Here is a 25,870-nt window from a genome sequence, read left to right on the forward strand (position 1 = left end):
ATTCGACCGCAAAGATTAGTGGTGTGCCCACTCAACGGTATCTAAATCTACACCTTCTTTGTACATGTCCCAAAGTGGCGACATCTCACGTAGTTTTTCAACTGCGGTGCTGATTTGGTTGATTGCGTGATCAATTTCTTCTGCAGTCGTGAAACGACCGAAAGAGAAACGGATTGAGCTGTGTGCCAGTTCATCGTTCAAGCCAAGTGCACGTAGTACGTACGAAGGCTCTAGGCTTGCAGATGTACATGCAGAGCCAGATGAAACTGCTAGATCTTTCAGTGCCATTAGCAGTGATTCACCTTCAACGAATGCAAAACTTACGTTTAAGTTGTTTGCAACACGTTGCTCTAGGTCACCGTTAATTGTTGTTGCTTCGATGTCTTTAATGCCATCAAGTAAGCGTTGGCGCATTGCATCAGCGTGAGCACGATCTTGCTCCATTTCTTCTTTTGCAATTCGACAAGCTTCGCCCATACCGACGATTTGATGCGTAGCTAGCGTACCAGAACGCATTCCACGTTCATGACCGCCACCGTGCATTTGCGCTTCTAGGCGAATACGTGGCTTACGACGAACGTACAATGCACCAATACCCTTAGGGCCGTACAGTTTGTGCGCTGACATCGAAATCAAATCAACTTTCATTTCTTGCACGTCGATTGGTAATTTACCAGCAGATTGCGCTGCATCAACGTGGAAAACAATTTTGCGTTCGCGACATAATTCGCCAATTGCTGTGATGTCTTGGATCACACCAATTTCGTTGTTCACGTGCATGATAGACACTAAAACGGTGTCTTCACGAAGTGCATCACGAAGCTTAGCCATGTCGATCAGGCCGTTTTCTTCAGGGTCAAGGTATGTCACCTCAAAACCTTCACGTTCTAGTTGACGACATGGGTCTAAAACAGCTTTATGCTCTGTTTTACACGTGATGATGTGCTTACCTTTTTTATGGTAAAAGTGCGCAACACCTTTGATTGCTAAGTTATCAGATTCAGTAGCACCCGACGTGATAACAATTTCACGAGGGTCTGCATTTAGAAGATCTGCAATTTGTTCACGTGCGTTGTCTACCGCTTCTTCTGCCTGCCAACCGTAACGGTGAGAGCGAGAAGCTGGGTTACCAAAGCAGCCGTCCATAGTCATACACTGCACCATCTTTTCGGCAACACGTGGATCAACAGGACAAGTAGCAGAATAATCTAAATATATAGGCAATTTCATTTTCATCTCCGAAAACACGGACAGCTAGTCTCTAGGAGCGGACATCGACACCAATGGTGGCGTTATCGTGTTGTTTTTTATTTACTAAATTCGACTTAGCAACGCTGTTTTGTAAATACTGATCTTGACGGTCAGAAATGGCTTGAACATCGTTGTCTTTCATCAGCTCACCGAGCGTGATGTTGTTTAAAAAGCCACTGATGCGTGAACTTAAATCGTGCCATAAGGTGTGAGTTAAACAGCGGGCTCCGCCTTGACAACCACCTTTCCCATGACACTTAGTTGCATCTACTGACTCATCTACAGCTGCGATAACCATGCCAATAGCAATAGCATCCGCGTCTTCACCAAGGCGGTAACCACCACCGGGACCACGAACACTTGCCACTAAACCGGCTTTACGCAACCGTGAAAAAAGCTGTTCTAAATATGACAGCGAGATACCTTGGCGCTCTGAAATATCAGCCAAAGGCACTGGGCCATCTTGAGAATGCAAGGCGACATCTAACATCGCTGTTACTGCATATCTTCCTTTTGAAGTCAATTTCATAACACACCGCTACCCACTCATGTATATGGGAGCAGTTTTGCATACCTGACTAAAACAGTCAAGTATATACCTGACTAATTTAGTCAGGCTTTTAACCCTTTGCTATGTAGGTCTACTTTTCGCGAGAAGCTAAAGATTTCTCAACTGAAGAAAGGATACCACGCAGGATATTCAACTCTTGCTGCTCAGGGCGAGCACGGCTAAATAAACGACGCAATTTAGTCATGACCATACCAGGATGGTTCTTATTGATAAATTGGGTTTGGCGAGTCACTTTTTCAAGGTGTTCATAGAACATTTCTAGTTCTTTCGCACGAGGATATTCAACCTCTTGCTTTTCACCTTTGTACTTTTCAGCTTCAAGATGCGCCATGCGAACCTCGTAGCTAATTGTCTGTACTGCCATCGCTAAATTCAGTGAGCTGTATTCAGGATTTGCAGGAATGTAGACATGACAGTGACATTTTTGCAGTTCTTCATTGGTTAGACCGGTACGCTCGCGGCCAAATAGAATTGCAACAGGGTGGGAATTGGTTTCTTCAATCGTTTTGATACCACATTCACGAGGATCTAGCTGAGGCCACTCCAATGTACGTGAACGAGCACTTGAGCCAATCACTAAACCACAATCAGCAATTGCTTCATCAAGTGTGTTGACGATTTTGGCGTTCTCAACAATATCCGCAGCACCTGCAGCGAGGGCAATAGACTTCTCATCGATCTCACAAGCGGGATCAACAAGGACAAGATTTGTTAAGCCCATCACCTTCATGGCTCTGGCGGCAGAACCTATGTTCCCAGGGTGGGATGTACCAATTAAAACAACGCTGATTTTATCTAACATGACGTAGCAATTTTCCGACGATTTGTTAAAGCCGTAGGATTTTAGCACAGCCATTTTGAAAGTGGGGAAAACATGTAGTTTCAATCAACATTATTATCAGAATTACACTTCAATCCATGCAGCCTATTTCCTAAAATGCTTTTATTACCCACCCAGATGAATAAAAAATAACCACTTCCATTTTTGCACGGCTCTGTTATACTCGCCGCCGCTTTTTAGTTCTTTAACATCCGTTGGGAAGATCCTATGCATCCGATGCTAAACATCGCCATTCGTGCTGCACGAAAGGCCGGTGACCATGTCATAAAATCACTAGAAAAACCTCAATCAATCGAGGTTGCTGAAAAAGGTAATGACGTCGTTACTAATATCGATCTTGAAGCTGAAGCTCTCATCATCGAAACAATTCTTAAGTCTTACCCTGATCACTGCATCATTGGCGCAGAGACTGGTACTAAAGAAGGCCGTGACAAAGAATGTCAGTGGATCATTGACCCAGTGGATGGCACCAAAAACTTCGCACGAGGTTTGCCTCACTTCGCTATCTCAGTAGCACTACGCATGCGTGGCCGTACTGAAGTAGCTGCCGTTTACGACCCTGCTCGTAACGAACTATTCACTGCAACACGTGGTTCTGGCGCTCAATTGAACAGCCAACGCCTACGTGCAACTCAACCGCGTAACCTTGCTGGTACTATCCTTGCAACTGGTCTACCGTTTGCTGCTAAGCAACATGCTGAAAGCTACATGAAAATCCAAAGCGCATTATTCGTTGAGTGTGACGACATGCGTCAAATGGGTTCAAGTGCGCTAGACTTATGTTACCTAGCTGCTGGCCGTGTTGATGGCGTTTTCAAATTAGGCCTTAAGCCTTGGGAAATCGCTGCAGGCGAACTAATCGCTCGCGAATCTGGTGCTATCTGTACAGACTTCACTGGTAACACTAACTACATCACGTCTGGTAACATTGTTGCTGGTAATGCACGTGTAGTTAAGCCAATGCTAGCTAAAATCCGTGAACACGGTAGCGATGCACTGTCTAAGTAATCTTTGATTACTCACCAAATTTTAAAGCCCTGCACAATGTGCGGGGCTTTTTTTTTCAACAAATTTGACGATTCCTTCCCTAACAGGCAGCCATGCCTTCGATAACCTGATCTAACACTTATAAAACATCATACTGCTTATGTAGAATACGCGTTTATTTCTCGTTTCTGTAGGTTACTGTTATGTCGTCTCTTTTCACGCGCACTCTGCCCCTCTCCGCTATTGCCATTATCTGCACATCGCTATTAAGCGGCTGTGACAAACATTATGAAACCGTGGATGCAATTCCCTTTGCCGATCAAAACTTCCGTACCTGTGTATTAGAAGCCAATGAACAGTATTCAGAAGACATTACAGAACTGGATTGTGATAACAGCGATATTAAATCTGTCGATGAGCTGAAATATTTTGAAAACCTACGCGAGCTATCGCTAAAAGATAATCAACTCGCAGCCATTGACCTCACCAACAACCCAGAACTACGTGCCGTTAACTTAGCTGATAACGAAATCCAAGTATTAGACCTGAGTGAGAATGAAAATTTACGCAGTCTCGTCATCACAGAAAATGAACTAGAGACCCTGGATGTGAGTGCTAACTCTAAACTAGAAAAGTTATTGGCGGGAAATAACCAACTAGAGAATGTGGTACTGAGTAAAAAAAGCCGTTTAGAACAACTTGCGCTGCCATCAAACGAACTCACTGCTTTGGATGTAAGCGCAGCAACCGAGCTTGAACTGCTGAATGTGATGAACAATGACCTCGTCGAGTTAGATCTCAGCCACAACACCAAGCTGACAACCTTGATTGAGCAAGGCAATAAAATGAATGGCGGTAAGCAGCGCCCTGCAAGTGAATGGGCTAACTAAGCCACTCCATTCTCAGCGTTGTCATACAGACATAAAAAAACGGTGCCACATGGGCACCGTTTTTATAAGCAAGAATCACACACCACTAAGGCATAGATTCAAACTCTTCACCTTCTTTCTCAACTTGCGGTGGCATTAGGTGTTCACGAACAATACCTAGTTTCAGAGCAAGTGCAGAAGCCACGTAAATAGACGAGTAAGTACCTACCACGATACCAATCAGCAATGCGGTCGCAAAGCCGTGGATCATAGTGCCACCTTGTAAGAACAAGGCAATAACCACAAACAATGTTGTTGCCGACGTAATTAACGTACGGCTTAATGTTTGGGTAATCGAGTTGTTCATTACATCAGATGAATCACCTTTGCGCATCTTACGGAAGTTTTCACGGATTCGGTCAAATACCACGATAGTATCGTTGAGCGAGTAACCAACCACTGTCAGCAAGGCTGCAACAATGGTTAAATCCACTTCAATTTGTAAGAACGAAAAGATACCGATAGTAATAATAATATCGTGTGCCAAGGCCAGTACCGCACCCGCAGCAAGACGCCATTCAAAACGCATTGATACATACAGCAAGATACAAAGTAATGAAGCAATAATTGCTAGACCACCCGCTTCTGCAAGTTCATCACCCACATTTGGACCAACGAACTCGATACGACGCATTTCAACGTTTTGCTCAGTACCCACTTTTAGCGCATCAATGATCTGTAAGCCTAGCTTCTCACCTTTCAAGGTTTCACGAGGCTGAAGACGTACTAATACATCACGTGCAGTACCGAAGTTTTGAACAATGGCATCACCAAAGCCTGCTTTCTCAAGCGATTCACGAATAAGGCCTAAATCAGCAGGTTGTTCAAAACCTACTTCAATTAAAGTACCACCCGTAAAATCAAGACCCCAGTTAAGCTTCTTAGTCGCAACCGTACCTATTGCTACTGCAATCATAACGAGAGAGACAACAAAGGCCACTTTCGACCAACGCATAAAGTCGATCACTTTATCCGCTTTCATTAATTGATACATTCCAGCGTCCCTCTAGATCGACAGCTTATCTACGCGTTTTCCGCCGTAGATAAAGTTAACTACTGCACGCGTACCGATAATCGCCGTAAACATCGAGGTCAAAATACCAATCGATAACGTTACTGCGAAGCCTTTGATAGCACCTGTACCCACGGCAAACAAAATAATTGCAGTGATTAACGTAGTGATATTTGCATCGGCAATGGTACTGAATGCGTTCGCGTAACCCTGCTGAATTGCATGTTGAGGGCTGCGGCCTTCACGTAATTCTTCACGAATACGTTCAAAGATCAGTACATTGGCATCAACGGCCATACCTACAGTTAATACGATACCGGCAATACCTGGTAAGGTCATGGTAGCCCCTGGGATCATCGACATCACACCGATAATCATCACCAAGTTCATCATCAATGCCATATTGGCAATCAAGCCAAATTTACGGTAATAAATCAGCGTAAACAGCATTACAGCTAACATACCCCATAGACACGCTTGCACGCCCATATCGATATTTTGCTGACCCATTGATGGACCGATAGTACGTTCTTCTACAATTGAAATCGGCGCAATCAATGCACCCGCACGTAATAGCAATGCTAAGTTGTGCGCTTCAGCAGCAGAGTCGATACCTGTGATACGGAAGTTACGACCAAGCGCAGTTTGAATTGTTGCTTGGTTGATCACTTCTTCGTGCTTTTCAAGAATCACTTTACCGTTTTCATCACGTTCGCCACTGTCTTTATATTCAGTGAACATGGTAGCCATAAGCTTACCAACGTTATTACGTGAGAAGGCTGTCATCTTGCTACCACCTTCGCTATCTAGCGAGATGTTAACTTGTGGACGACCGTATTCATCAGCACTTGAGCTTGCATCAGTAATGTGAGAACCCGTTAGGATGACACGTTTTTTCAGTACCGCTGGGCGGCCATCACGTGCTGTTTTCACTTCACTACCAGCAGGTACGCGACCTGCCATGGCTGCTGCTATATCAGCACTGCTATCGACTTCACGGAATTCAAGCGTTGCTGTCGCACCTAAAATTTCTTTTGCGCGCGCAGTGTCTTGAACACCCGGTAATTCAACAACGATACGGCTAGCACCTTGGCGTTGGACCAATGGCTCAGCAACACCCAATTCATTCACACGATTACGAAGAATAGTGATGTTTTGCTCTACCGCATAGTTACGGATCTCTTTTAAGCGCTCTTCAGAGAATGTTGCGCTCACCACGAAGCGGCCATTGCTGGTGCTGTCGCTAAAGATCATATCTGGGTGAAGTTTCGCAAGCTCACGCTCTGTTTGTGCCATTTGCTCGGCATCACGCAGGCGCACTTCAACCGTAGTATCAGTTTTACTGATCGCACGGTAACGAATTTTGGCTTCACGCAGTTCAGTACGGAAGGTTTCTTCCTGCTGACCCAGCAATTTTTCCATTGCCGCATCCATATCCACTTCCATTAAGAAGTGAACACCACCACGCAGGTCAAGACCAAGTTTCATCGGTGAAGCACCAATTGATTCAAGCCAGCTAGGGGTTGCAGGTGCAAGGTTTAAGGCTACAACGTAGTCTTCACCGAGTTCGTCGTTGAGAATATCGCGAGCACTGATTTGCGTATCAGGGTCGTTGAAGCGGACCAGAACAGCACCGTTCTCGAAAGCGATAGATTTGTAGGAGATTTTACTTTTTTCTAGGTCTTCGGTGACAACATCCAGAGCAGACATATCTACCGAGGCGCCACGCGCCCCGGAGATTTGAATCGCTGGATCTTCACCGTAAATGTTGGGAAGTGCATAAAGCAAACCGATGAGGAGTGCGAACACTACCATCAGGTTCTTCCACAATGGATAACGGTTTAGCACTGCTATGATCCTTCAAAGCGAATAATTATAGAGACTTCATCGTGCCTTTTGGCAGAACAGCAGTCACGAAGTCTTTCTTGATTGTTACTTCAGTGCTGTCGTTAAGCGCGATAACAATGTAGTCGTTATCTTCAGATACTTTAGAGATCTTACCTAGTAGGCCGCCGTTCGTTAGCACTTCATCACCTTTGCCCATGGAAGACATAAGATTTTTATGCTCTTTCGCACGTTTCGCCTGTGGACGATAAATCATGAAGTAAAAAATTACAGCAAACAGACCAAGCATGATGAAAAGCTGCATGCTACCGCCTTGTGGAGCACCTTCAGCTGCGGCATGTGCCTGAGAAATGAAAAGACTCATTTAATAACGTCCTCGTTAATTGTTAAGCGTTTTTTAATGGTGGAACTTCACGGTCACGACGCGCATAGAATTCATCTACAAACGCATCGAAACGATCTTCGTCAATCGCCGTACGAATACTTTCCATCAAACGTTGGTAATAACGCAAGTTATGAATTGTATTCAGACGTGAACCAAGAATCTCGTTACATTTATCTAAGTGGTATAAATACGCCTTAGAGTAATTACGACAAGTGTAACAGTCACAATGCGGATCTAGTGGCGTTGTGTCTGTTTTATGTTTCGCATTACGGATCTTGATCACACCACCGGTCACAAATAAGTGGCCATTTCGGGCATTTCGTGTAGGCATTACGCAGTCGAACATATCGATACCGCGGCGAACACCTTCAACTAAATCTTCTGGTTTACCAACGCCCATCAGGTAACGTGGCTTATCTTGAGGCAATTTAGGGCACGTATGTTCAAGAATACGGTGCATGTCTTCCTTCGGCTCACCTACTGCTAGGCCACCTACTGCGTAACCGTCGAAGCCAATATTGGTTAGGCCTTCAACTGAAACATCACGAAGATCTTCATATACACCACCCTGAACGATACCAAATAGGGAGTTCGGGTTTTCTTGCTTGTCGAAATGGTTACGACTACGTTGAGCCCAACGTAATGACATTTCCATCGACTTCTTCGCTTCGTCGTGTGTCGCAGGGTACGGCGTACACTCATCGAAAATCATAACGATGTCAGAACCAAGATCGTATTGGATTTCCATCGACTTTTCAGCGTCCATGAAAACTTTATCACCGTTTACAGGGTTACGGAAATGAACACCTTCTTCGGTAATTTTACGCGTTGCGCCAAGGCTGAATACTTGGAAGCCGCCTGAATCGGTCAAGATCGGGCCTTGCCATTGCATGAAGTCATGCAAATCACCATGAAGTTTCATCACTTCTTGGCCAGGGCGTAACCAAAGGTGGAAAGTATTACCTAACAGGATTTGTGCACCTGTTTCTTTTACTTCTTCCGGTGTCATACCTTTAACAGTACCGTAAGTACCTACAGGCATAAACGCAGGGGTTTCAACCGTACCACGTTCAAACTGCAAACGACCGCGACGTGCACGACCCTGCGTTTTATCTAATTCAAATTTCACACAACCTCCAAAAGCCAGAGAAACAATCTGACATAACAATCTGCTAGTCATAGCGGTGAACAAACACAGCATCTAGTCAGAGCAAATACAACGGGCGGAATGCCTAATGTATTTTAGCGATAGCATTGCCGACTTTTCGACAATACTAGCCATTATGATAAACATAACAGCTAAATTCTGGTGCACTTAGCGCAAGAAAGGCTGCAATTTTAACAAATGCAGCCTTACATGACACTGACTTAACTGAGTAAGTCGATAATTAAACCCGCTTCAAGGCGTATTTGTTCACTCTTACTACGTAAATCAACAAATCCCCTCGATAGCATAACCAATGTTTAGTCTTTTGTGCGACGAGTAATAAACATAGCATCACCGTAGCTGAAGAAACGGTATTGGTTTTCAACCGCGACTTGATACGCTTTCATGGTGTGATCGTAGCCTGCAAATGTACTCACCAGCATGATCAACGTTGATTCAGGTAAGTGGAAGTTTGTCACTAACGCATCAACCAATTGGAATTCGTAACCACCTGGGTAAATGAAGATGTCGGTATCGCCAAAGAAAGGCACTAACTCAGTCCCTTTTTTCAGTGCATCTTGCGCAGCTGATTCAAGTGAACGAACCGATGTCGTACCCACGGCAATCACACGACCGCCATTTGCTTTCGTTGTTAGCACTGCATCGACAACATCTTGCGGAACTTCCACGTACTCTGAGTGCATGTGATGATCGTTAATATCATCAACACGAACAGGCTGGAAAGTACCAGCGCCTACATGCAAAGTAACAAACGCAAAGTCTGCACCTTTCGCTTTAATGGCAGCCAGTAGTTCATCATCAAAATGAAGGCCCGCGGTTGGGGCTGCTACTGCACCAGGCTTCGCGTTGTAAACCGTTTGGTAACGTTCTTTATCTGCTTCTTCATCAGGGCGGTCAATGTATGGTGGTAACGGCATGTGGCCGACATCTTCCAATACTTCAAGGACCGTTTGATCACCTGTAAAGCGGATTTCAAATAGCGTATCGTGGCGCGCCACCATTTCAGCTTGGTGTTCATCATTATCACCTAAAAACAGGACATTACCTGGTTTTGGTGATTTAGAAGCACGAACATGGGCAAGGATGCTTTTATCATCCAGCATACGCTCCACTAACACTTCAATTTTGCCACCTGACTCTTTGCGGCCAAACACACGAGCAGGGATCACTCGGGTATTGTTGAATACGAGTAAATCACCCGGTTCAACTAAATCCAGCACATCTTTAAAGCCTTTATGCTGCAGTTCACCAGTATTTCCCGTCAACTGAAGTAGTCGACTTGCAGTACGTTCAGGTTGTGGGTAACGAGCAATAAGCTCATCAGGTAACTCAAAGTGAAAATCAGAAACTTGCATTTTGTCGCGCCTCAAAAAACAGAGGCAGCTAGTATAGGCTGCCTTACTGCAATTTCAAGGAAAGTTCGAAATGACGCGAGACTAAACAAGCGTTAGAGTGCGCCTTACGGCTAATCCCAATAAGCTCAAGAGCACAACAATGCCAAGACTACCACCACTGTCGCTACCCGTAACACTATCGACGCTTGGCACTGCGATATCAGTTCCTGCATTACTGTAGTCTCTCGCAAACGGATTCACACTCAGCTTAGGCGTGCCAACCGATGCTAAACGGTTTCCCGTTACTGTGTTGATCCAAGCGGTGAAACTAACTACTTCGGTATAGACCCCAGGTAAAGAACTGGCACAGCCATCCCCAAAGCTGACAAGGCCTAATAATCGTAAACCAAAATCAGAATCACTAGCACGAAGTGGGTCTTGCCATACCAATGGGCCGCCAGAGTCACCAAAACAACTGTCGCGGACCACTAATGGCGAAGGAGAAATAGCACACACAAAAATGTTCGCTTCACCGCTGGTTACACCCGAACCCCATTGATTGTTACACGTATTATCAGGCACCCCGGTGAGTAAGGTTTGTTGTAAATCCGACGACCCCGAAGATCCATTCACACTGGTACTTCCCCATCCAGAAACCAAAAGATTCGCAGGATTATTGCCACCTTGGGTATAGCTGGTTTGAAATTCAGTATTGGCACGGTCTATTTGGTCTTGATTCGCGATTAATATCGGTTTGGCACTGTCTGGTGCTGGGGTTGCCAACCTGAGTACAGCAATATCATTAGAAAAACGAGAGGCATTGTAGCTGTTATTAATCGTGCGACGACTCACTGACAACACATTACGAGATGAAGCACTAAATACACTTGATATACCCGCCCAGACTTTAATATCAGCGGCATTAGCAGTTAGGCCACCATTTTGTAAACAATGGGCCGCCGTTAATACGACATCTTGTGCCACCAGCACTCCCCCACAAACGTAGGTGCCATCAGTAAAAGAAATATTGAGATAAACTTGCCAAGGGAGCTCATCATTCTGGCTAGTCACGCCACCAATGATTCGAGGGGATACAGTAGGAGATGAAGCAAACACAGGTAAACTTGCGAAGCACAACAGCAGTAAAACAATATACCTAGCCATAACTCTACCTATTATTATTGATGTGACAATCAATATTGAATATTTAGTGCGATTTTGATGCCAAATAAGCATATTGATTAATCAAGTATATGCCAGTCCCAAGGCTTTACCTGAAAAATACCGATAAAACAGCAGTAGAGAATTTTGTGAATTTTTGACTGTGGTCATAGGTAGTTAGGTTTATATTCGCTACATTCATAGAACAGGGATTTGTTACCTGTTAATGGAGGCAAGTATGTTTACTGTCGCAGATATGATGACTCAAAATCCATACGCTTTAGGCCCATCAAGTACCTTGGCTGACGCGAAAGATTTAATGGAAAAACACGCTATTCGCCATGTGCCTGTCATTGATGACAATCACCATCTTCTCGGCTTAGTCACGCAACGCGATGTGCTATCCGCACAAGAATCAAGCTTAGAGATGATCACCCAAAGTAACTTTATGTCGGCACTCGACATCCAACTTCATAAATGCATGAACCGCTCACTAATGAGTGTGGATTGTCACGCAGGGTTAAAAGAAGCGGCGCTGTATATGCAAAAGCATAAAATTGGCTGCTTACCTGTGGTAGAAGAGAAAGTATTGGTCGGTATTATTACCGATAGCGACTTTGTATCTATCGCCATTACCTTGCTTGAAATACAAGATGAAGTTGAGCCAACAGAAACCGAGGCATAAGCAACAATAAAATTAGCTGTAGACGAGGCTATGCTGTCATTTGCTAACCTATTCACTATTCTTTTAGAAACACAATGCGCTCGCGGGCGCATGAGCATAAGGTAATCGTGAATTTTTTAGCACATTTAGATCTCGCTGATTTTTGTCGAAGTCATTTGGCAGGAAACCTGCTTGCCGATTTTGTCCGAGGCGACCCTTATAAACAGCATACCAAAGCCGCAGCTGACGGCATCAAACTGCATCGCTTTGTTGATGGGTATATCGACGCCATGCCACAAGTTAAACAATGCCAACGCTTGTTTCGACCAGAGACTCGTCGTGTCAGTGGTATTGCCCTTGATCTAATATGGGATCATTTCCTCGCGCGTCATTGGAATGATTACCACACTCAGCCGTTATCACAATTCGTCGCCTTTGCTCGCCAAGAAGTTGAAATCTATCAGCACAATTTACCTGAAAGCTATCAACAGATGAGCTCACGTATGTGGCAGCAACAGTGGCTAATCCAATACCAAGAAACAGCAACGATAGAAACTGCCCTCACCCGAATGGCTATCCGTCGTCCTAAACTACACCAGCTTGCCAACACCCCCACAGACATATTCACGCATTACCAGCAACTCGAAACCACGTTTCATGCCATTTACCCGCAGATCCAACAAGCCGCGTTAGGCTATCGCCAACGACAAAGTATAGATTCGTAATGTGGAACCAAGGCTTTTCCAAAACAAAAAAAAGGAGCACTGAGTGCTCCGGCGATAACAAGGTTTACATGTTACAAATGTGGCTTTTAACAGCCATTACTAGGATTGGGGGATGTTACAACACAGCTCATCTCATCTCATCTCAGGCTGGCATTACCACCAGCCTGATAGATAGAGAGAGATAGTATTTGTTAGAACTGGTCTTCTTCGGTCGAGCCCGTTAGTGCCGTGACTGAAGAGTTACCACCTTGAATCGTATTGGTCATCTTATCGAAGTAGCCTGTACCCACTTCTTGCTGGTGCGCTACGAAGGTGTAGCCTTTATCAGCTGCAGCAAATTCAGGGCGCTGTACTTTCTCAACATAGTGACGCATACCTTCGCCTTGTGCGTAAGAGTGCGCCAATTCAAACATGTTGAACCACATGTTGTGGATACCCGCTAGCGTAATGAACTGGTATTTGTAGCCCATATCAGACAACTCTTGCTGGAATTTCGCAATCGTTTCTGCATCTAGGTTTTTCTCCCAGTTAAACGATGGCGAACAGTTATAAGCCAGTAGCTGATCTGGGTATTGCGCATGAATTGCTTCTGCGAACTTACGCGCTTCTTCTAAACATGGTTTCGCTGTTTCACACCAAATAAGGTCAGCATAAGGTGCATAAGCTAAACCACGAGAAATGGCTTGGTCGATACCCGCACGTACTTTGTAGAAACCTTCTTGAGTACGTTCACCTTCAATGAAATCACGGTCGTAGATATCGCAATCGGATGTTAGCAAGTCAGCCGCATTGGCATCAGTACGGGCAATCACAAGCGTTGTTGTACCCGCCACATCGGCCGCCAAACGTGCCGCAACCAGTTTTTGCACCGCCTCTTGGGTCGGCACTAAAACTTTACCACCCATGTGCCCACATTTTTTCACCGAGGCTAACTGATCTTCAAAGTGCACACCTGCCGCACCTGCATCAATCATGTTACGCATTAATTCATACGCATTAAGCACGCCACCAAAACCCGCTTCTGCATCAGCAACAATCGGTAGGAAATAATCAATCCCCTCTTCTGGGTTACTGCCATTCGCCCATTGAATTTGGTCGGCACGACGGAATGAATTATTGATACGCGTTACCACCGCTGGCACCGAATCAACAGGGTAAAGCGACTGATCTGGGTACATGGTTGAGGCAGTATTATTATCTGCTGCAACCTGCCAACCAGACAGATAAACCGCTTCAATACCCGCTTTGGCTTGCTGTACTGCTTGGCCACCCGTTAGCGCACCAAGACAATTGACGTATCCTTTTTTCGCCGAGCCATTCACAAGATCCCACAGCTTATCAGCACCGCGTTGGGCAATCGTGTTTGCAGGGGCAAACGAGCCACGTAGATTAATCACTTCTTCCGCACTGTAAGTACGCTTTACGTGTTTCCAACGTGGATTCTCAGCCCAATCCTTTTCAATAGCTTCAATTTGTTGTTGGCGAGTCAGTGTCATAATGATGTCCCTCGTTCATTTGGCGATAATCGGTATAACGTCTTTGTTAATCCGCTTTAGTCTTTAATTCTTACATTGCATTCAGTTACTTCATGTTTTGGCACAGCGTTACGATAAGTACTCATAACCCGGCACTGTTAAGAAATTCATTAGTTCATCGCTGGTGGTTAAGCGAGCCATCAAAGCTGCGGCTTCTTTATATTGCCCAGCGGCGAAGACTTCACTTCCCAATTCTTGCTCTAATACTTGCATTTCTTCTGCAAGCATTTGTTCAAACAAAGCAGCAGTAACCACTTTGCCATTACTCAAATCTTTACCGTGTTTAATCCATTGCCAAATCGAAGCACGCGATATTTCGGCCGTGGCAGCATCTTCCATCAAACCGTAAATCGGTACACAGCCATTGCCGGTGATCCACGCTTCAATATATTGCACCGCGACACGAATGTTATGGCGCATACCCTCTTCAGTACGCTCACCATCACACGGTGCAAGCAACTCTGCTGCTGTAATAGGCGCATCATCGCTTCGGCTAACATCAAGCTGATTAGTGCGGCTACCAAGTACCTCATCAAAAACCGCACACGCCGTATCAGCCAGACCTGGGTGCGCAACCCATGTCCCATCGTGGCCATTATTGGCTTCCAGAGACTTATCCGTTTGGATCTTATTCAGTACCCAAGCATTCTGCTCTGCATCTTTAGATGGAATAAAAGCGGCCATTCCTCCCATCGCAAACGCGCCACGGCGGTGACAGGTGCGCACTAATAGCCGTGAGTAGGCATTTAAGAAGGGCTTCTCCATGGTGACAACTTGGCGATCGGGCAAAATGCGATCAGGGTAATTACGTAGGGTTTTAATGTAGCTGAAGATGTAGTCCCAGCGACCACAGTTAAGGCCAACAATATGTTCTTGCAAACTGTAGAGGATCTCATCCATCTCAAACACAGCCGGCAGGGTTTCAATCAGCACTGTTGCTTTAATGGTGCCTCGCGATAATCCCATTTCATCTTCGGCGAAGCTAAAGACATCGCTCCACCATGCCGCTTCTTGATGCGCTTGCAGCTTAGGCAAGTAAAAGTATGGACCGCTGCCCTTGGCGAGTAGTTGCTTATAGTTATGGAAGAAGTAGAGTGCAAAATCAAACAAGGCACCAGGAATAGGCATGCCTTGCCATAACAAATGTTTCTCAGGTAAATGTAAGCCGCGTACACGACAGATCAATACTGCAGGATCATCACTAAGGTGATATTGCTTACCATTCCCCGGATTGGTGTAGCTAATAGTGCCATTTACGGCATCACGTAAATTACGCTGCCCAGCAACCACTTCATCCCACGCTGGCGAAAATGAATCTTCAAAATCAGCCATAAAGACTTTCACATTGGCATTCAACGCGTTGATCACCATTTTGCGCTCAACAGGCCCTGTGATCTCGACGCGACGATCTTGTAAATCGGCAGGAATATTTTGAATTGACCAGTTTGCTTCTCGAATATTCGCGGTTTCAGCCAAGAAGTCAGGCAACTCACCCGCATCAATACGCTGTTGTCGCTCATCTCTTGCACTCAATAAGCTTGGTACTCGATCAGCAAAGCGTTCAACCAAACGCTCTAAAAATGCCAATGCTTCATCACTGACAATCTCTTGTTGCTCAGGAGATAGCGCTTTTTGAAGCGATAGCTTTACATGATGAGAAGAAAGAGTGTTATCGGTGGACATGGCTATCTCCTACAATTCCATTTGTAACTTTATCACCACTTTTATCAATGATGACTGATAAGGCGCTTTTGCGAGTCAAACTGCTTAACGCCCTATTTACGTTGCATTAACAAACAGGTAATTGCAAGTTTTCCATTTCTGAAGCCATCGGTAAAATCCCGCTTGTTTTCTTTATTATCAATGCATTAGATAGAATAGAGTTAAAACTCAAAACACTAAATTAAAACATTTTCCAGCTAAAAATCTGGTTCTATCTCTATAGCTGTAAAAATGTCGTTTTTTGATTAAATTACGTAATTAAGTTACATAAATAATCGCAAATAATTTGATGACAAAAGTCGTTTTAAACAGAAGCGGCTAAACAGCGAGGTAATAACAGGTTAAATAACATACAGATAAGAGAGGTGCAGGTGATATTTTCATACGCTAGCTGCATACAAAAATACTCATCTAGTTTCATTTATTTCTAAGACGAAACATAATAAACCTACAAATAGCAGTGAGTTACCCCTATGGGGCTAAATACAATGTATCTGAAATTTAACGATAACTTAGAGGAATATGCTGACATATTGATTTATATGCCAGCGCTGTATAGATAATAAGAAAAAGATGGGAATTTGCAGCCAAAAACCAAAGGTTACAAGTATTACAGTATCCCTTTAACCACATCGGCTAATTGGTCAAAGGTATGAATTCGGCTAGATGTTGGTCGCCAAACAAGGCCGATTTCACGGTAAGCTTCATGGCCTGGCGGTTCAACTACCACCAAGTTTTGATTATCAAGCAAACCATGGTCGATGGCCATTTGGGGAATAAAGGTCATTCCCATACCGTTCGCGACCATCTGTACTAAGGTATGTAAACTTGTGGCCGAAAAGGGATTAATCTTATCTTTACTGGTGAGCTGACAGGCAGACACAGCGTGATCCGTTAAACAGTGCTCACGCTCCAGCAGAAAGACAGATGCATCCGGTAAGTCATCATAACTAATCGGTACCCGCACTGTATTTGCTTGCTTCTTACTGATCACCATCTTAAAAGCATCACGTCCGACGATCTTGCTTTGCATCCCGTTAATATCCATCGGTAAGGCTAAGATAAGTACATCCATCTCGCCATTACGCAAAGCCGTCAGCAAATTAGCGGTTGTGTCTTCGCGCAGCAGCAAATCTAACTTAGGAAAACGTAGATTCACTTCTTGGACTAGATCACACAATAAGAAAGGGGCAATAGTGGGAATACAGCCAATACGTAACTGTCCTTCCATGCCATCGCCAGTGCAATTAGATAGCTCCATCAAATCACGCGAACGTGCCAGTAGCTCGCGAGCGCGAGTCACCACGTCTTCACCCATAGAGGTAAAAACTAACGATTTATTTTTGTTATCACGCTCAATGAGCTGACAACCAATTAAGTCTTCAAGGTTTTGTATGCCAGAACTGAGCGTCGATTGGCTAACAAAGCAAAGTTTGGCCGCTTCACCGAAATGGCGGGTCTCTGACAATGTGACTATATAGTTAAGCTGTTTTAAGGAAGGAAACTTGTTCATCGTATTTTTCGATTACATCAATCTATTTATTCCGCTTTTTTGAATCTACCAGTTTCGTTATAGTTTGTCTCGTCCAAACAGGGAGCGACTTTAAATAGTAGCACCGCATTGAATTTTATTAGGAGCACCAAAATGGTACTAGTAGGTCGTCAAGCACCAGATTTTACTGCTGCAGCTGTTCTAGGTAACGGTGAAATCGTTGATAACTTCAACTTCGCAGAATTTACCAAAGGTAAAAAAGCGGTAGTTTTCTTCTACCCACTAGACTTCACTTTTGTTTGCCCATCAGAACTAATCGCATTCGATAAGCGTTTTGAAGATTTCCAAGCGAAAGGCGTTGAAGTAATCGGTGTTTCAATCGATTCTCAATTCTCTCACAACGCATGGCGTAACACTGCTGTTGAAGACGGCGGTATCGGTCAAGTTAAGTACCCTCTAGTTGCTGACGTTAAGCACGAAATCTGTAAAGCATACGATGTAGAGCACCCAGAAGCAGGCGTTGCTTTCCGTGGTTCTTTCCTAATCGACGAAGACGGTGCAGTACGTCACCAAGTAGTTAACGACCTTCCACTAGGCCGTAACATCGACGAAATGCTACGCATGGTTGATGCTCTAAACTTCCACCAGAAGAACGGTGAAGTTTGTCCAGCACAGTGGGAAGAAGGCAAAGCAGGTATGGATGCATCTCCAAAAGGTGTTGCTGACTACCTATCTGAGCACACTGCAGACCTAGGTAAGTAATTACCAATTAGCACCACGCTCAACGGTGTTAATAAGGCGACAAACGCAATAGCGTAAAGCCAAAGTCAGCCAATAGGCAAAAATAGAATGAGGCCCGGATGCACCGGGCCCTTTTTCGTTTCTACCCCCCAAGTTTCTCCCCCTCCTAAAAATTCAGTTCGACACCATATCCGCCTCTCAATCACCAGACTCATCACTGTATCCACGAACATAATTTCTCATCCCCATAGATTGATATTAGATTCAGCTTTCATACATCGTTTGTAATAGACTCTATCTATCTGTTTTCTACCTGATAGATCATTATGCAAATCGAAGTCTGTATTGATAATTTAGAATCACTGCACTATGCCCAACAAGGCGGCGCTAACCGTATTGAACTCTGCTCATCACTTGCACTTGGCGGCTTAACACCCAGTGCTGGATTCATGCATCTTGCGGCTAGACATGCCACAATTCCTGTCTATGCCATGATCCGTCCACGCCAAGGGGATTTCTTATTCTCAAGCGACGACGTAGAAATTATGCTGGCTGATATTCACGCAGCCAAGCAAGCACAATTGCAAGGCATTGTTGTGGGCGCTTTAACGGCTGATGGACATATTGATCGCGATATTCTTAATGCATTGATGAAACAAGCTGGCACGCTAGGCGTGACTTTCCATCGCGCCATCGACCAATGTGCCGATCCCTTTGCTGCGCTTGATGCTGTAATGAAAGCGGGTTGTGAGCGAGTACTCACCTCTGGACTTGCACCTAGCGCCCCCGAAGGTATCGCGACGATCAAGCGTATGGTGGAACACTGTGGCAACCATTTGAGTATCATGCCGGGTGCCGGTGTTACCGCTAATAATGCCCTTTCGATCATCCAACAAACAGGCGTACACGAAATTCACCTATCCGGAAAAAGTACCCGCCCAAGTTTAATGCAACATATTGATCCATCAGCACATATGGGTAACGCGAATGTGGATGATTTCGCTATTCCTGTCACCTCGGTGGAAAAAATACAAGCTGTAGCAGCGCGAATCCAAAAAACGTAATCCATCAAAAAGTTGGTATTACGCTATGCTAATACCAACTATTGTTGCGACTAAGGAAAGATGCATGACCCCACCGCTCATCGATTCTGCTGATAAATTAAAAAAGAAAGACTACGCAACTGAACTCGAACGACTTCAAGTTGAATTGGTCAAGTTACAAGAGTGGATCAAACACTCAGGGATGAAAGTGGTGGTTATTTTTGAGGGACGAGACGCAGCAGGCAAAGGTGGCGTCATTAAACGTATCACTGAAAAGCTTAACCCTCGAATTTGCCGTGTCGTCGCCTTACCTCAACCGACTGAAAAAGAGAAAACACAGTGGTACTTTCAACGCTATGTGGCTCACCTTCCCGCGGCAGGTGAAATAGTGCTGTTTGATCGCAGTTGGTACAACCGTGCTGGTGTTGAAAAAGTCATGGGCTTTTGTAGCGAAGAGGAATACGAAGAGTTCTTGCGATCATGCCCAGAATTCGAACGCATGCTGCAACGTTCAGGCATTATACTGCTGAAATACTGGTTTTCAGTGTCTGACGAAGAACAAGAAAAACGTTTTCTAGAGCGCATCAATACACCGATTAAGCGCTGGAAATTTAGCCCTATGGATTTAGAGTCACGTAATCGCTGGGTGGAATATTCTGCGGCTAAAGATCGTATGTTTGCTTACACAGATACTAAACAGTGTCCATGGTGGGTGGTGGATGCCGACAGTAAAAAGAAAGCCCGTATTAACTGCATCTCCCACTTACTGGCCCATATCCCGTATCAAACCTTGAGTTACCCCGATATTGACCTACCCGATGTCAACAAAGACGGTTACATACGCTCTCCACTCGATCAGCAAACCTTTGTCCCTGATCGCTTCAATAAATAAAAAGCATCAGCACCCACCTCAGACAAAACCAGAAAGCAATTAGAAGGTCGTGTAATCGCTTTTGATTGCTTAACCCCATTGGGTACTTCTATCGAAATAAAAGCCGTTAACCTATTTAGAGCCTCTAATTCACACCTCATTTCATCCTCCAAACGCTCCTCCCCTTACATCCAAACTTCATCATATTCATCACTCATAAGTTTCAGTAATCATTGATATCAATACTGGTGATTAGAGTAATTAATCGCCAACTTTTATTATCTCCTCGTCGACAAGGGAAGCGCGATGAACTCTCGAGTTATCAGGGTTACTGAGCAGGACGTTCAATCTAAACGCTTAATTTTTAGAGTTAATACGACAAAAAAAACTTTTTAAACCTAAAAACATTTATATTGAGAGTATCTAAGATGAAAAAATCAGTTATCGCTATCTCGTTAGCCACCCTATTTTCAACCACCGCAATGGCAGCAAATATTAGCCAGCCAATCGCGACTGAACCTTCACACCCAATTGAAATTGAGCGCCCAGTAAACCCTATCGAGCAGATTCCATCGAATCCAATCGAAGTAGAACGTCCGGTAAACCCAATTGAACCAACACCATCAAATCCAATTGAAGTTCAACCAGAACACCCAGACTTGCCAATGAAGCCAACGAATCCAATTCAGCCTGGGCCATCTAACCCAATTGAGATCCCACCAGAGCATCCAATTGAAGCTGAAAAGCCAACGCAACCCATCGAAGGACAACCAGAAAATCCGATTGAATTACCACCCGTTCACCCAATCGAGCCAGAGATCGACCCTGAATTTGGCGTACAACCAAAATCAAATGAATCGGTACGTATCGATAATTTAGAAAAGACATTCAACGATTTTGCCGAAGAAACAAACCGCCGTTTTAGCGAAGTCGATGAACAAATGGACGGTATCCGTGCTGGCTTGCATGCCGTAACAAATGCACGTCCTTATGTTGCAACGGGTGAATTTGCGATGGGCGCTGGTGTCGGTTTTTCTGGCTCTAAAGAAGCAATAGCACTGGGTGGTGCTTACGGTATTAACTCGCAGTTAAGTGTTTCAGGTACCTTCCACTACGAAACAAGCGGCAAGTATTCATCTTCAGATGTTGCCGGTGGTGTAGGTGTTCAATACCGCTTTAAATAATACAATTCTGCCCTCCTATTAATTGGTTTTAACTGATCAGTTTTAACTAATAGATTTTAACTAATAGGGGGGCCCACTAATTGCGCTTATTTATTATTCTAAGTCCCACGAAACATCCTTAGCCATTTTGGTTACTCTCATCCCTATTGGTTTCTATCTGGATAGGGATTTTTTTGCTTCAAAGCACCCTTGCTAGCCATAACACTAGTATTCCCAAACCACTGTGATAACTTGAATAAACACACCAAAATGGTTAGAGAAAACATGGCTAAGGATCTGTCTGCAAATTTAGATTTAAATCTACTGCGCACCTTTATCATCATTGCTCAAGAACAAAACTTGCGCAAAGCATCAGAACGTCTATTTGTCACTCAGCCCGCTGTTAGTCATGCGCTGCAACGCTTACGAAACCACTTTGATGATCAACTCTTTATAAAGACAAAGCAGGGTTTAACCGCAACGCCTTACGCTGACGAACTTTACCACCACTTAACGCCCGCTATGGATAGCTTATCCAAAGCCCTCAATAGCACTCTAGAGTTCACCCCAGCAGAACTTGATGGGAAAATACGCGTTGCACTTGCCCCGCAATTTCTCGCCTCTATTGGCAGTGAGCTTTATTTAAAAATCCATAAAATGTCACCTAACCTCAATGTTGAAATCGTTAACTGGTCGGCGACAACACTAACGGACATTCAGCAAGGAGAAACACTGCTAGGGATTAACTATGACATAGAAAACACAAGTAAGGCATTGATGAGAAAGGAGTTGATGAATGGTGACTCATTAGTCTTCGTTAGACAAAACCATCCATTTAGCGGCACACACATTACAATGGAAGAAGCCTCACAATACGAATTTGCCTGTTTAATTATCCCAGACAGAACAGAGCAAATAAGCGACGTTGAGCGTATTTTGACTCAAAACAACTTACCTGCCCGCATTTGTTTTCGATCGACTTCTGCACAAACTGTACTTGAAGTGATTAAAGAAACAGACATGCTGTTTCCTTGTATCCATGATCTGTTTAATTACCCGCACCCTGATTATCGAAAAATCACAGTACAAGTCGATCCAACCCTTAGCCAATATAAGCTGGTCTCTTTTTGCCCATATAAAAATAGTAAAGATCCGCTCACACTGTGGTTAACCGAGTTAGTCCGTGAATTATTAGCCCAACGGAAGAATACAACAGTTAGCTGAGCTTAAGGATATCTTCAATTTCCTCTGGCGAGGTATGACGAACATCTTTACCTTTAACAAAGTAAATGATGTATTCGCAAATGTTCTGACAGCGATCGCCCACACGTTCAATCGAGCGCGCTGACCACATCACTTTTAGAACATTGGGAATTGAGCGAGGATCTTCCATCATATAAGTCATTAGCTGGCGTACAACCGCTTCGTATTCACGATCGATACGGTCATCATCTTGATACACCTTAATCGCCGCTTTAACATCCATACGTGCAAATGCATCTAGCACCTCGTGTAACATACGGACTGCGTGCTGACCCAAAGCTTCAAGCGATACCAATAGGTTGTATTGCTTGTTCGTGAAGTTTTCGAGCGCCACTTTCGCGATACTTTCCGCAACATCTCCGATACGCTCAAGATCGGTAATGGTTTTAATAATTGCGATCACCAAACGCAAATCACTGGCCGTTGGCTGACGTTTCGCAATAATACGCGTACAGGCTTCGTCAATCGCCACTTCCATGGAATTCACTTTGTGATCATCTCGGATCACGCGCTTGGCTAATTCCGCATCTTGCTTGTGCAATGCCTTAAGTGAATCCGCTAATTGCTGCTCAACCAAGCCGCCCATAGCTAATACATGGGTACGAATACTCTCAAGCTCTGCATTGAATTGACCTGAAATATGACGGCCAAGGCTAAAATTATCTAACATTTGTTGCTCCTTAACCGTAGCGTCCCGTGATGTAATCTTCGGTACGTTTTTCTTTCGGCGTTGTAAAAATATCGTTGGTGTTGGCGTATTCCACCAACTCGCCCATGTGCATGAAAGCGGTTTGATCTGAAACACGCGCAGCCTGCTGCATATTGTGCGTAACTATGATCACTGTGTATTTAGTTTTAAGATCGTTAATCAGCTCTTCTATCGTCAGAGTCGAAATCGGATCCAGTGCCGAGGTTGGCTCATCCAATAACAGTACTTCAGGCTCTATGGCAATCGCACGAGCAATCACTAAGCGTTGTTGCTGACCACCCGATAAGCCAAAGGCATTTTCGTGTAGGCGATCTTTCACTTCATCCCACAGTGCTGCGCCGCGCAGTGAATTTTCAACCGCATCATCCAATACGCGACGATTTTTAATCCCTTGCAAACGCAGCCCATAAATCACATTTTCATAGATGGATTTTGGAAACGGGTTTGGCCGTTGAAATACCATGCCGACACGACGGCGAAGCGAAGCTACATCCACGCGGCTATCATAAATATTGTGTTTATGAAGCATGACTTTACCGTCAACACGGCAGCCTTCCACCAGCTCATTCATCCGATTAATACAGCGCAATAAGGTTGATTTACCGCAGCCTGAGGGGCCGATAAAGGATGTTACCTGCCCTTTGGCAATCCGCATATTGATATTAAATAGCGCCTGCGTTTGGCCATAGTATAAATCGAGGTTTTCAATCGATAGCGCTGTTTGCTCTTCAGGTAACGAGGCTAAATCGAGTGGCTCAAATAAGCCCATGCTTGGATTTACTGACAACATATCTCTCTCGCTATTGTTCCAAAGAGCGGAATTTCTCACGCAGGTGATTACGAATACCGATCGCCGTTAAGTTAAGGCCTATGATCACCGTCACCAACAAAAATGAGGTGGCGTACACCAAGGGCCTTGCCGCTTCAACATTCGGGCTTTGAAAGCCCACATCATAAATATGATAACCGAGGTGCATGAACTTACGATCTAAATGTACATAAGGGAAATTGCCATCAATAGGCAATGTCGGCGCCATTTTTACCACCCCAACTAACATCAAGGGGGCAACCTCACCTGCGGCACGGGCAACCGCTAAAATGAGGCCCGTCATAATAGCAGGGCTTGCCATAGGTAATACAATCCGCCACAGGGTTTCAGCCTGCGTAGCACCTAGCGCTAACGAACCGTGACGCACAGAATTAGGTATACGGGCTAAACCTTCTTCTGTCGATACAATCACTACTGGCAAGGTCAAAATCGCCAAAGTTAATGCTGACCACAACACGCCAGGTGTACCAAATGTTGGTGCCGGTAATTGTGCAGAGAAGAACACATCATCAATGGTGCCGCCAACCATGTACACAAAGAAACCTAGGCCAAATACACCGTAAACAATCGAGGGCACACCCGCGAGGTTAATCACCGCTACGCGAATAATTTTGGTTAGTACATTTTTACCTGCATATTCATGAAGATAAATCGCCGCCATCACACCTAAGGGCGTTACTATCACGCTCATCAGCATCACCATAAAGACAGTGCCGAAGATAGCGGGGAAAACACCCCCTTCGGTATTCGCTTCACGCGGATCGTCACGCAAAAACTTACCCACTTGATGCACCCAATGATCTAGCTTGCCGATATAACTAAGGTTATTGGGATACCAAACATCCAGCACTTGTTCAATTGGTAAGGTGACATTTTCGCCCGTCATATCACGGACAACCAAAGCATCACTTTCAAGGCGAGACTGCAACGCAAACAAGTTTTTCTCTAACACTAAATACGCTTGATTTAGCGCATCACGCTCAGTACTTATTCGCGCTTGATCTGCCTCTGTCATGGTTTTCGCTAACACTAACTTACGTTCTTCAACCCGTAAGTTTTCAAGCTGCCAGTTAATATGGCTAAACTCTTCTTGTTTAATGCGATCTAATTCTTGCCGAATAGTTTCTGCTTGTACGAGTCCCGCTGCCAATTCACTGATTGGCAATACTTTTCCATCATCAATATAGCTAACAGGGTAACCGTAGAACTTACCATTTTGGTCACGATCGATAACCGCAATATCATCCGCTAAGGTTTGCTGCTTAATGTGACTACCAAGAATGGTCATAAAATCTAAACCGACACGCTCACGGTTACCGACTTTAATCAGATAGCGTGGTTCATGCGTATCTGTCATTGCTGATGTATCGATCCCTGCATCTTGCAGCTGGGTAAGTGGGATCAGCTTACGTTCGTAAACTTCGCCAATCACTGTTTGCGGTTTACCATCAACACTAATATCAAACTGATAGACAGGCGCAGGCCAGAAGTAGCTAAGCCCCTTCCAACCAATCAATAATAATAATCCTAATACTGCAATCAAGCTTAGGCTGACTGCGCCAGCCGTTAACCAAATCCACGGCGAGCCTGATTTAAACCACTTACCCATTCATACTCTTTAGTCGCTCT

24 protein-coding genes are annotated in these 25,870 nt (G+C 44.5%); 9 read left to right on the forward strand and 15 right to left on the reverse strand.

The genetic code is table 11. The features are described 5' to 3' along the window. Positions 1-15: 15 nt before the first annotated feature. From OCU87_RS13435 to trmJ, 3 genes are all read right to left on the reverse strand, one after another. Positions 16-1,230, reverse strand: coding sequence for an IscS subfamily cysteine desulfurase (locus OCU87_RS13435; RefSeq protein ID WP_062690273.1), 1,215 nt, complete (start codon positions 1,228-1,230; stop codon positions 16-18). 31 nt (positions 1,231-1,261) lie between these two features. Continuing rightward, on the reverse strand, positions 1,262-1,780 hold the full coding sequence (iscR, locus tag OCU87_RS13440) for a Fe-S cluster assembly transcriptional regulator IscR (protein ID WP_094955943.1): 519 nt from the start codon (positions 1,778-1,780) through the stop codon (positions 1,262-1,264). Between the two features lie 112 nt (positions 1,781-1,892). Continuing rightward, positions 1,893-2,624, reverse strand: a complete 732-nt coding sequence (gene trmJ, locus OCU87_RS13445) for a tRNA (cytosine(32)/uridine(32)-2'-O)-methyltransferase TrmJ (protein WP_062690272.1) — start codon at positions 2,622-2,624, stop codon at positions 1,893-1,895. A 246-nt stretch (positions 2,625-2,870) separates the two neighbouring features. On the opposite strand from trmJ, the gene suhB reads away from it, so the two are divergent. Together suhB and OCU87_RS13455 are read left to right on the forward strand one after the other, a co-directional pair. Further along, positions 2,871-3,671: an inositol-1-monophosphatase gene (suhB, locus tag OCU87_RS13450; protein ID WP_062690271.1), complete on the forward strand. Its 801-nt coding sequence runs from the start codon at positions 2,871-2,873 to the stop codon at positions 3,669-3,671. Positions 3,672-3,853: 182 nt separating this feature from the next. Further along, positions 3,854-4,540, forward strand: coding sequence for a leucine-rich repeat domain-containing protein (locus OCU87_RS13455; RefSeq protein ID WP_261857378.1), 687 nt, complete (start codon positions 3,854-3,856; stop codon positions 4,538-4,540). Between the two features lie 85 nt (positions 4,541-4,625). On the opposite strand, the gene secF is transcribed toward OCU87_RS13455, so the two are convergent. The 6 genes from secF to OCU87_RS13485 form a co-directional block, all read right to left on the reverse strand. Then, entirely contained in the window at positions 4,626-5,573 is a 948-nt protein-coding gene (gene secF / locus OCU87_RS13460) for a protein translocase subunit SecF (RefSeq protein ID WP_062690269.1), read from the reverse strand. Positions 5,574-5,585: 12 nt separating this feature from the next. Further along, entirely contained in the window at positions 5,586-7,439 is a 1,854-nt protein-coding gene (secD, locus tag OCU87_RS13465) for a protein translocase subunit SecD (protein WP_094955946.1), read from the reverse strand. Positions 7,440-7,464: 25 nt separating this feature from the next. Then, a complete protein-coding gene (gene yajC / locus OCU87_RS13470) occupies positions 7,465-7,800 on the reverse strand; it encodes a preprotein translocase subunit YajC (RefSeq protein ID WP_094955947.1) in 336 nt (111 codons plus the stop codon). Positions 7,801-7,822: 22 nt separating this feature from the next. Further along, positions 7,823-9,001 (reverse strand): tRNA guanosine(34) transglycosylase Tgt, encoded by a 1,179-nt coding sequence (tgt, locus tag OCU87_RS13475; RefSeq protein WP_094955959.1) that lies wholly within the window; start codon positions 8,999-9,001, stop codon positions 7,823-7,825. Positions 9,002-9,285: 284 nt separating this feature from the next. Next, on the reverse strand, positions 9,286-10,344 hold the full coding sequence (gene queA, locus OCU87_RS13480) for a tRNA preQ1(34) S-adenosylmethionine ribosyltransferase-isomerase QueA (protein WP_062690267.1): 1,059 nt from the start codon (positions 10,342-10,344) through the stop codon (positions 9,286-9,288). Between the two features lie 81 nt (positions 10,345-10,425). Next, positions 10,426-11,487 carry a S1 family serine peptidase gene (locus OCU87_RS13485; protein WP_261857379.1) on the reverse strand — a complete coding sequence of 354 codons (1,062 nt, stop codon included), beginning with the start codon at positions 11,485-11,487 and terminating at the stop codon, positions 10,426-10,428. A gap of 235 nt (positions 11,488-11,722) precedes the next feature. Between OCU87_RS13485 and OCU87_RS13490 the strand changes: the two genes are divergently transcribed. Further along, positions 11,723-12,169 carry a CBS domain-containing protein gene (locus OCU87_RS13490; RefSeq protein WP_062690266.1) on the forward strand — a complete coding sequence of 149 codons (447 nt, stop codon included), beginning with the start codon at positions 11,723-11,725 and terminating at the stop codon, positions 12,167-12,169. Between the two features lie 107 nt (positions 12,170-12,276). Next, positions 12,277-12,873, forward strand: a complete 597-nt coding sequence (locus tag OCU87_RS13495) for an acyl carrier protein phosphodiesterase (protein ID WP_261857380.1) — start codon at positions 12,277-12,279, stop codon at positions 12,871-12,873. A gap of 191 nt (positions 12,874-13,064) precedes the next feature. On the opposite strand, the gene aceA is transcribed toward OCU87_RS13495, so the two are convergent. The 3 genes from aceA to OCU87_RS13510 all read right to left on the reverse strand — a co-directional run bounded on the left by aceA (position 13,065) and on the right by OCU87_RS13510 (position 17,643). Next, on the reverse strand, positions 13,065-14,369 hold the full coding sequence (aceA, locus tag OCU87_RS13500; protein WP_062691357.1) for an isocitrate lyase: 1,305 nt from the start codon (positions 14,367-14,369) through the stop codon (positions 13,065-13,067). 108 nt (positions 14,370-14,477) lie between these two features. Further along, a complete protein-coding gene (gene aceB / locus OCU87_RS13505) occupies positions 14,478-16,091 on the reverse strand; it encodes a malate synthase A (RefSeq protein WP_261857381.1) in 1,614 nt (537 codons plus the stop codon). A 649-nt stretch (positions 16,092-16,740) separates the two neighbouring features. Next, a complete protein-coding gene (locus tag OCU87_RS13510; protein ID WP_094958834.1) occupies positions 16,741-17,643 on the reverse strand; it encodes a hydrogen peroxide-inducible genes activator in 903 nt (300 codons plus the stop codon). A 132-nt stretch (positions 17,644-17,775) separates the two neighbouring features. On the opposite strand from OCU87_RS13510, the gene OCU87_RS13515 reads away from it, so the two are divergent. The 5 genes from OCU87_RS13515 to OCU87_RS13535 all read left to right on the forward strand — a co-directional run bounded on the left by OCU87_RS13515 (position 17,776) and on the right by OCU87_RS13535 (position 22,664). Further along, positions 17,776-18,384 carry a peroxiredoxin C gene (locus tag OCU87_RS13515; RefSeq protein ID WP_261857382.1) on the forward strand — a complete coding sequence of 203 codons (609 nt, stop codon included), beginning with the start codon at positions 17,776-17,778 and terminating at the stop codon, positions 18,382-18,384. 299 nt (positions 18,385-18,683) lie between these two features. Then, the gene (locus tag OCU87_RS13520) at positions 18,684-19,427 is read left to right on the forward strand and encodes a copper homeostasis protein CutC (protein WP_261858387.1); all 744 of its coding nucleotides are present in this window, start codon (positions 18,684-18,686) and stop codon (positions 19,425-19,427) included. Between the two features lie 64 nt (positions 19,428-19,491). Beyond that, positions 19,492-20,298 carry a polyphosphate kinase 2 gene (gene ppk2 / locus OCU87_RS13525; RefSeq protein ID WP_062691352.1) on the forward strand — a complete coding sequence of 269 codons (807 nt, stop codon included), beginning with the start codon at positions 19,492-19,494 and terminating at the stop codon, positions 20,296-20,298. Between the two features lie 407 nt (positions 20,299-20,705). Then, positions 20,706-21,461: a YadA C-terminal domain-containing protein gene (locus OCU87_RS13530; protein ID WP_261857383.1), complete on the forward strand. Its 756-nt coding sequence runs from the start codon at positions 20,706-20,708 to the stop codon at positions 21,459-21,461. Between the two features lie 264 nt (positions 21,462-21,725). Next, positions 21,726-22,664: a LysR family transcriptional regulator gene (locus OCU87_RS13535; RefSeq protein WP_062691350.1), complete on the forward strand. Its 939-nt coding sequence runs from the start codon at positions 21,726-21,728 to the stop codon at positions 22,662-22,664. Here the strand turns inward: OCU87_RS13535 and phoU are convergent. The 3 genes from phoU to pstA are packed head-to-tail and all read right to left on the reverse strand — an operon-like array spanning position 22,657 to position 25,850. After that, complete coding sequence (gene phoU / locus OCU87_RS13540) at positions 22,657-23,373, reverse strand: phosphate signaling complex protein PhoU (protein WP_062691349.1); 717 nt, start codon at positions 23,371-23,373, stop codon at positions 22,657-22,659. The genes OCU87_RS13535 and phoU overlap by 8 nt on opposite strands. Positions 23,374-23,383: 10 nt before the next feature. Then, positions 23,384-24,202, reverse strand: a complete 819-nt coding sequence (pstB, locus tag OCU87_RS13545) for a phosphate ABC transporter ATP-binding protein PstB (RefSeq protein WP_094956928.1) — start codon at positions 24,200-24,202, stop codon at positions 23,384-23,386. 10 nt (positions 24,203-24,212) lie between these two features. Continuing rightward, the gene (gene pstA / locus OCU87_RS13550; RefSeq protein ID WP_261857384.1) at positions 24,213-25,850 is read right to left on the reverse strand and encodes a phosphate ABC transporter permease PstA; all 1,638 of its coding nucleotides are present in this window, start codon (positions 25,848-25,850) and stop codon (positions 24,213-24,215) included. Positions 25,851-25,870: the final 20 nt, after the last annotated feature.

It is taken from the genome of Photobacterium sanguinicancri, assembly GCF_024346675.1.
In the GTDB taxonomy this organism is placed as follows: Bacteria; Pseudomonadota; Gammaproteobacteria; order Enterobacterales; family Vibrionaceae; genus Photobacterium; species Photobacterium sanguinicancri.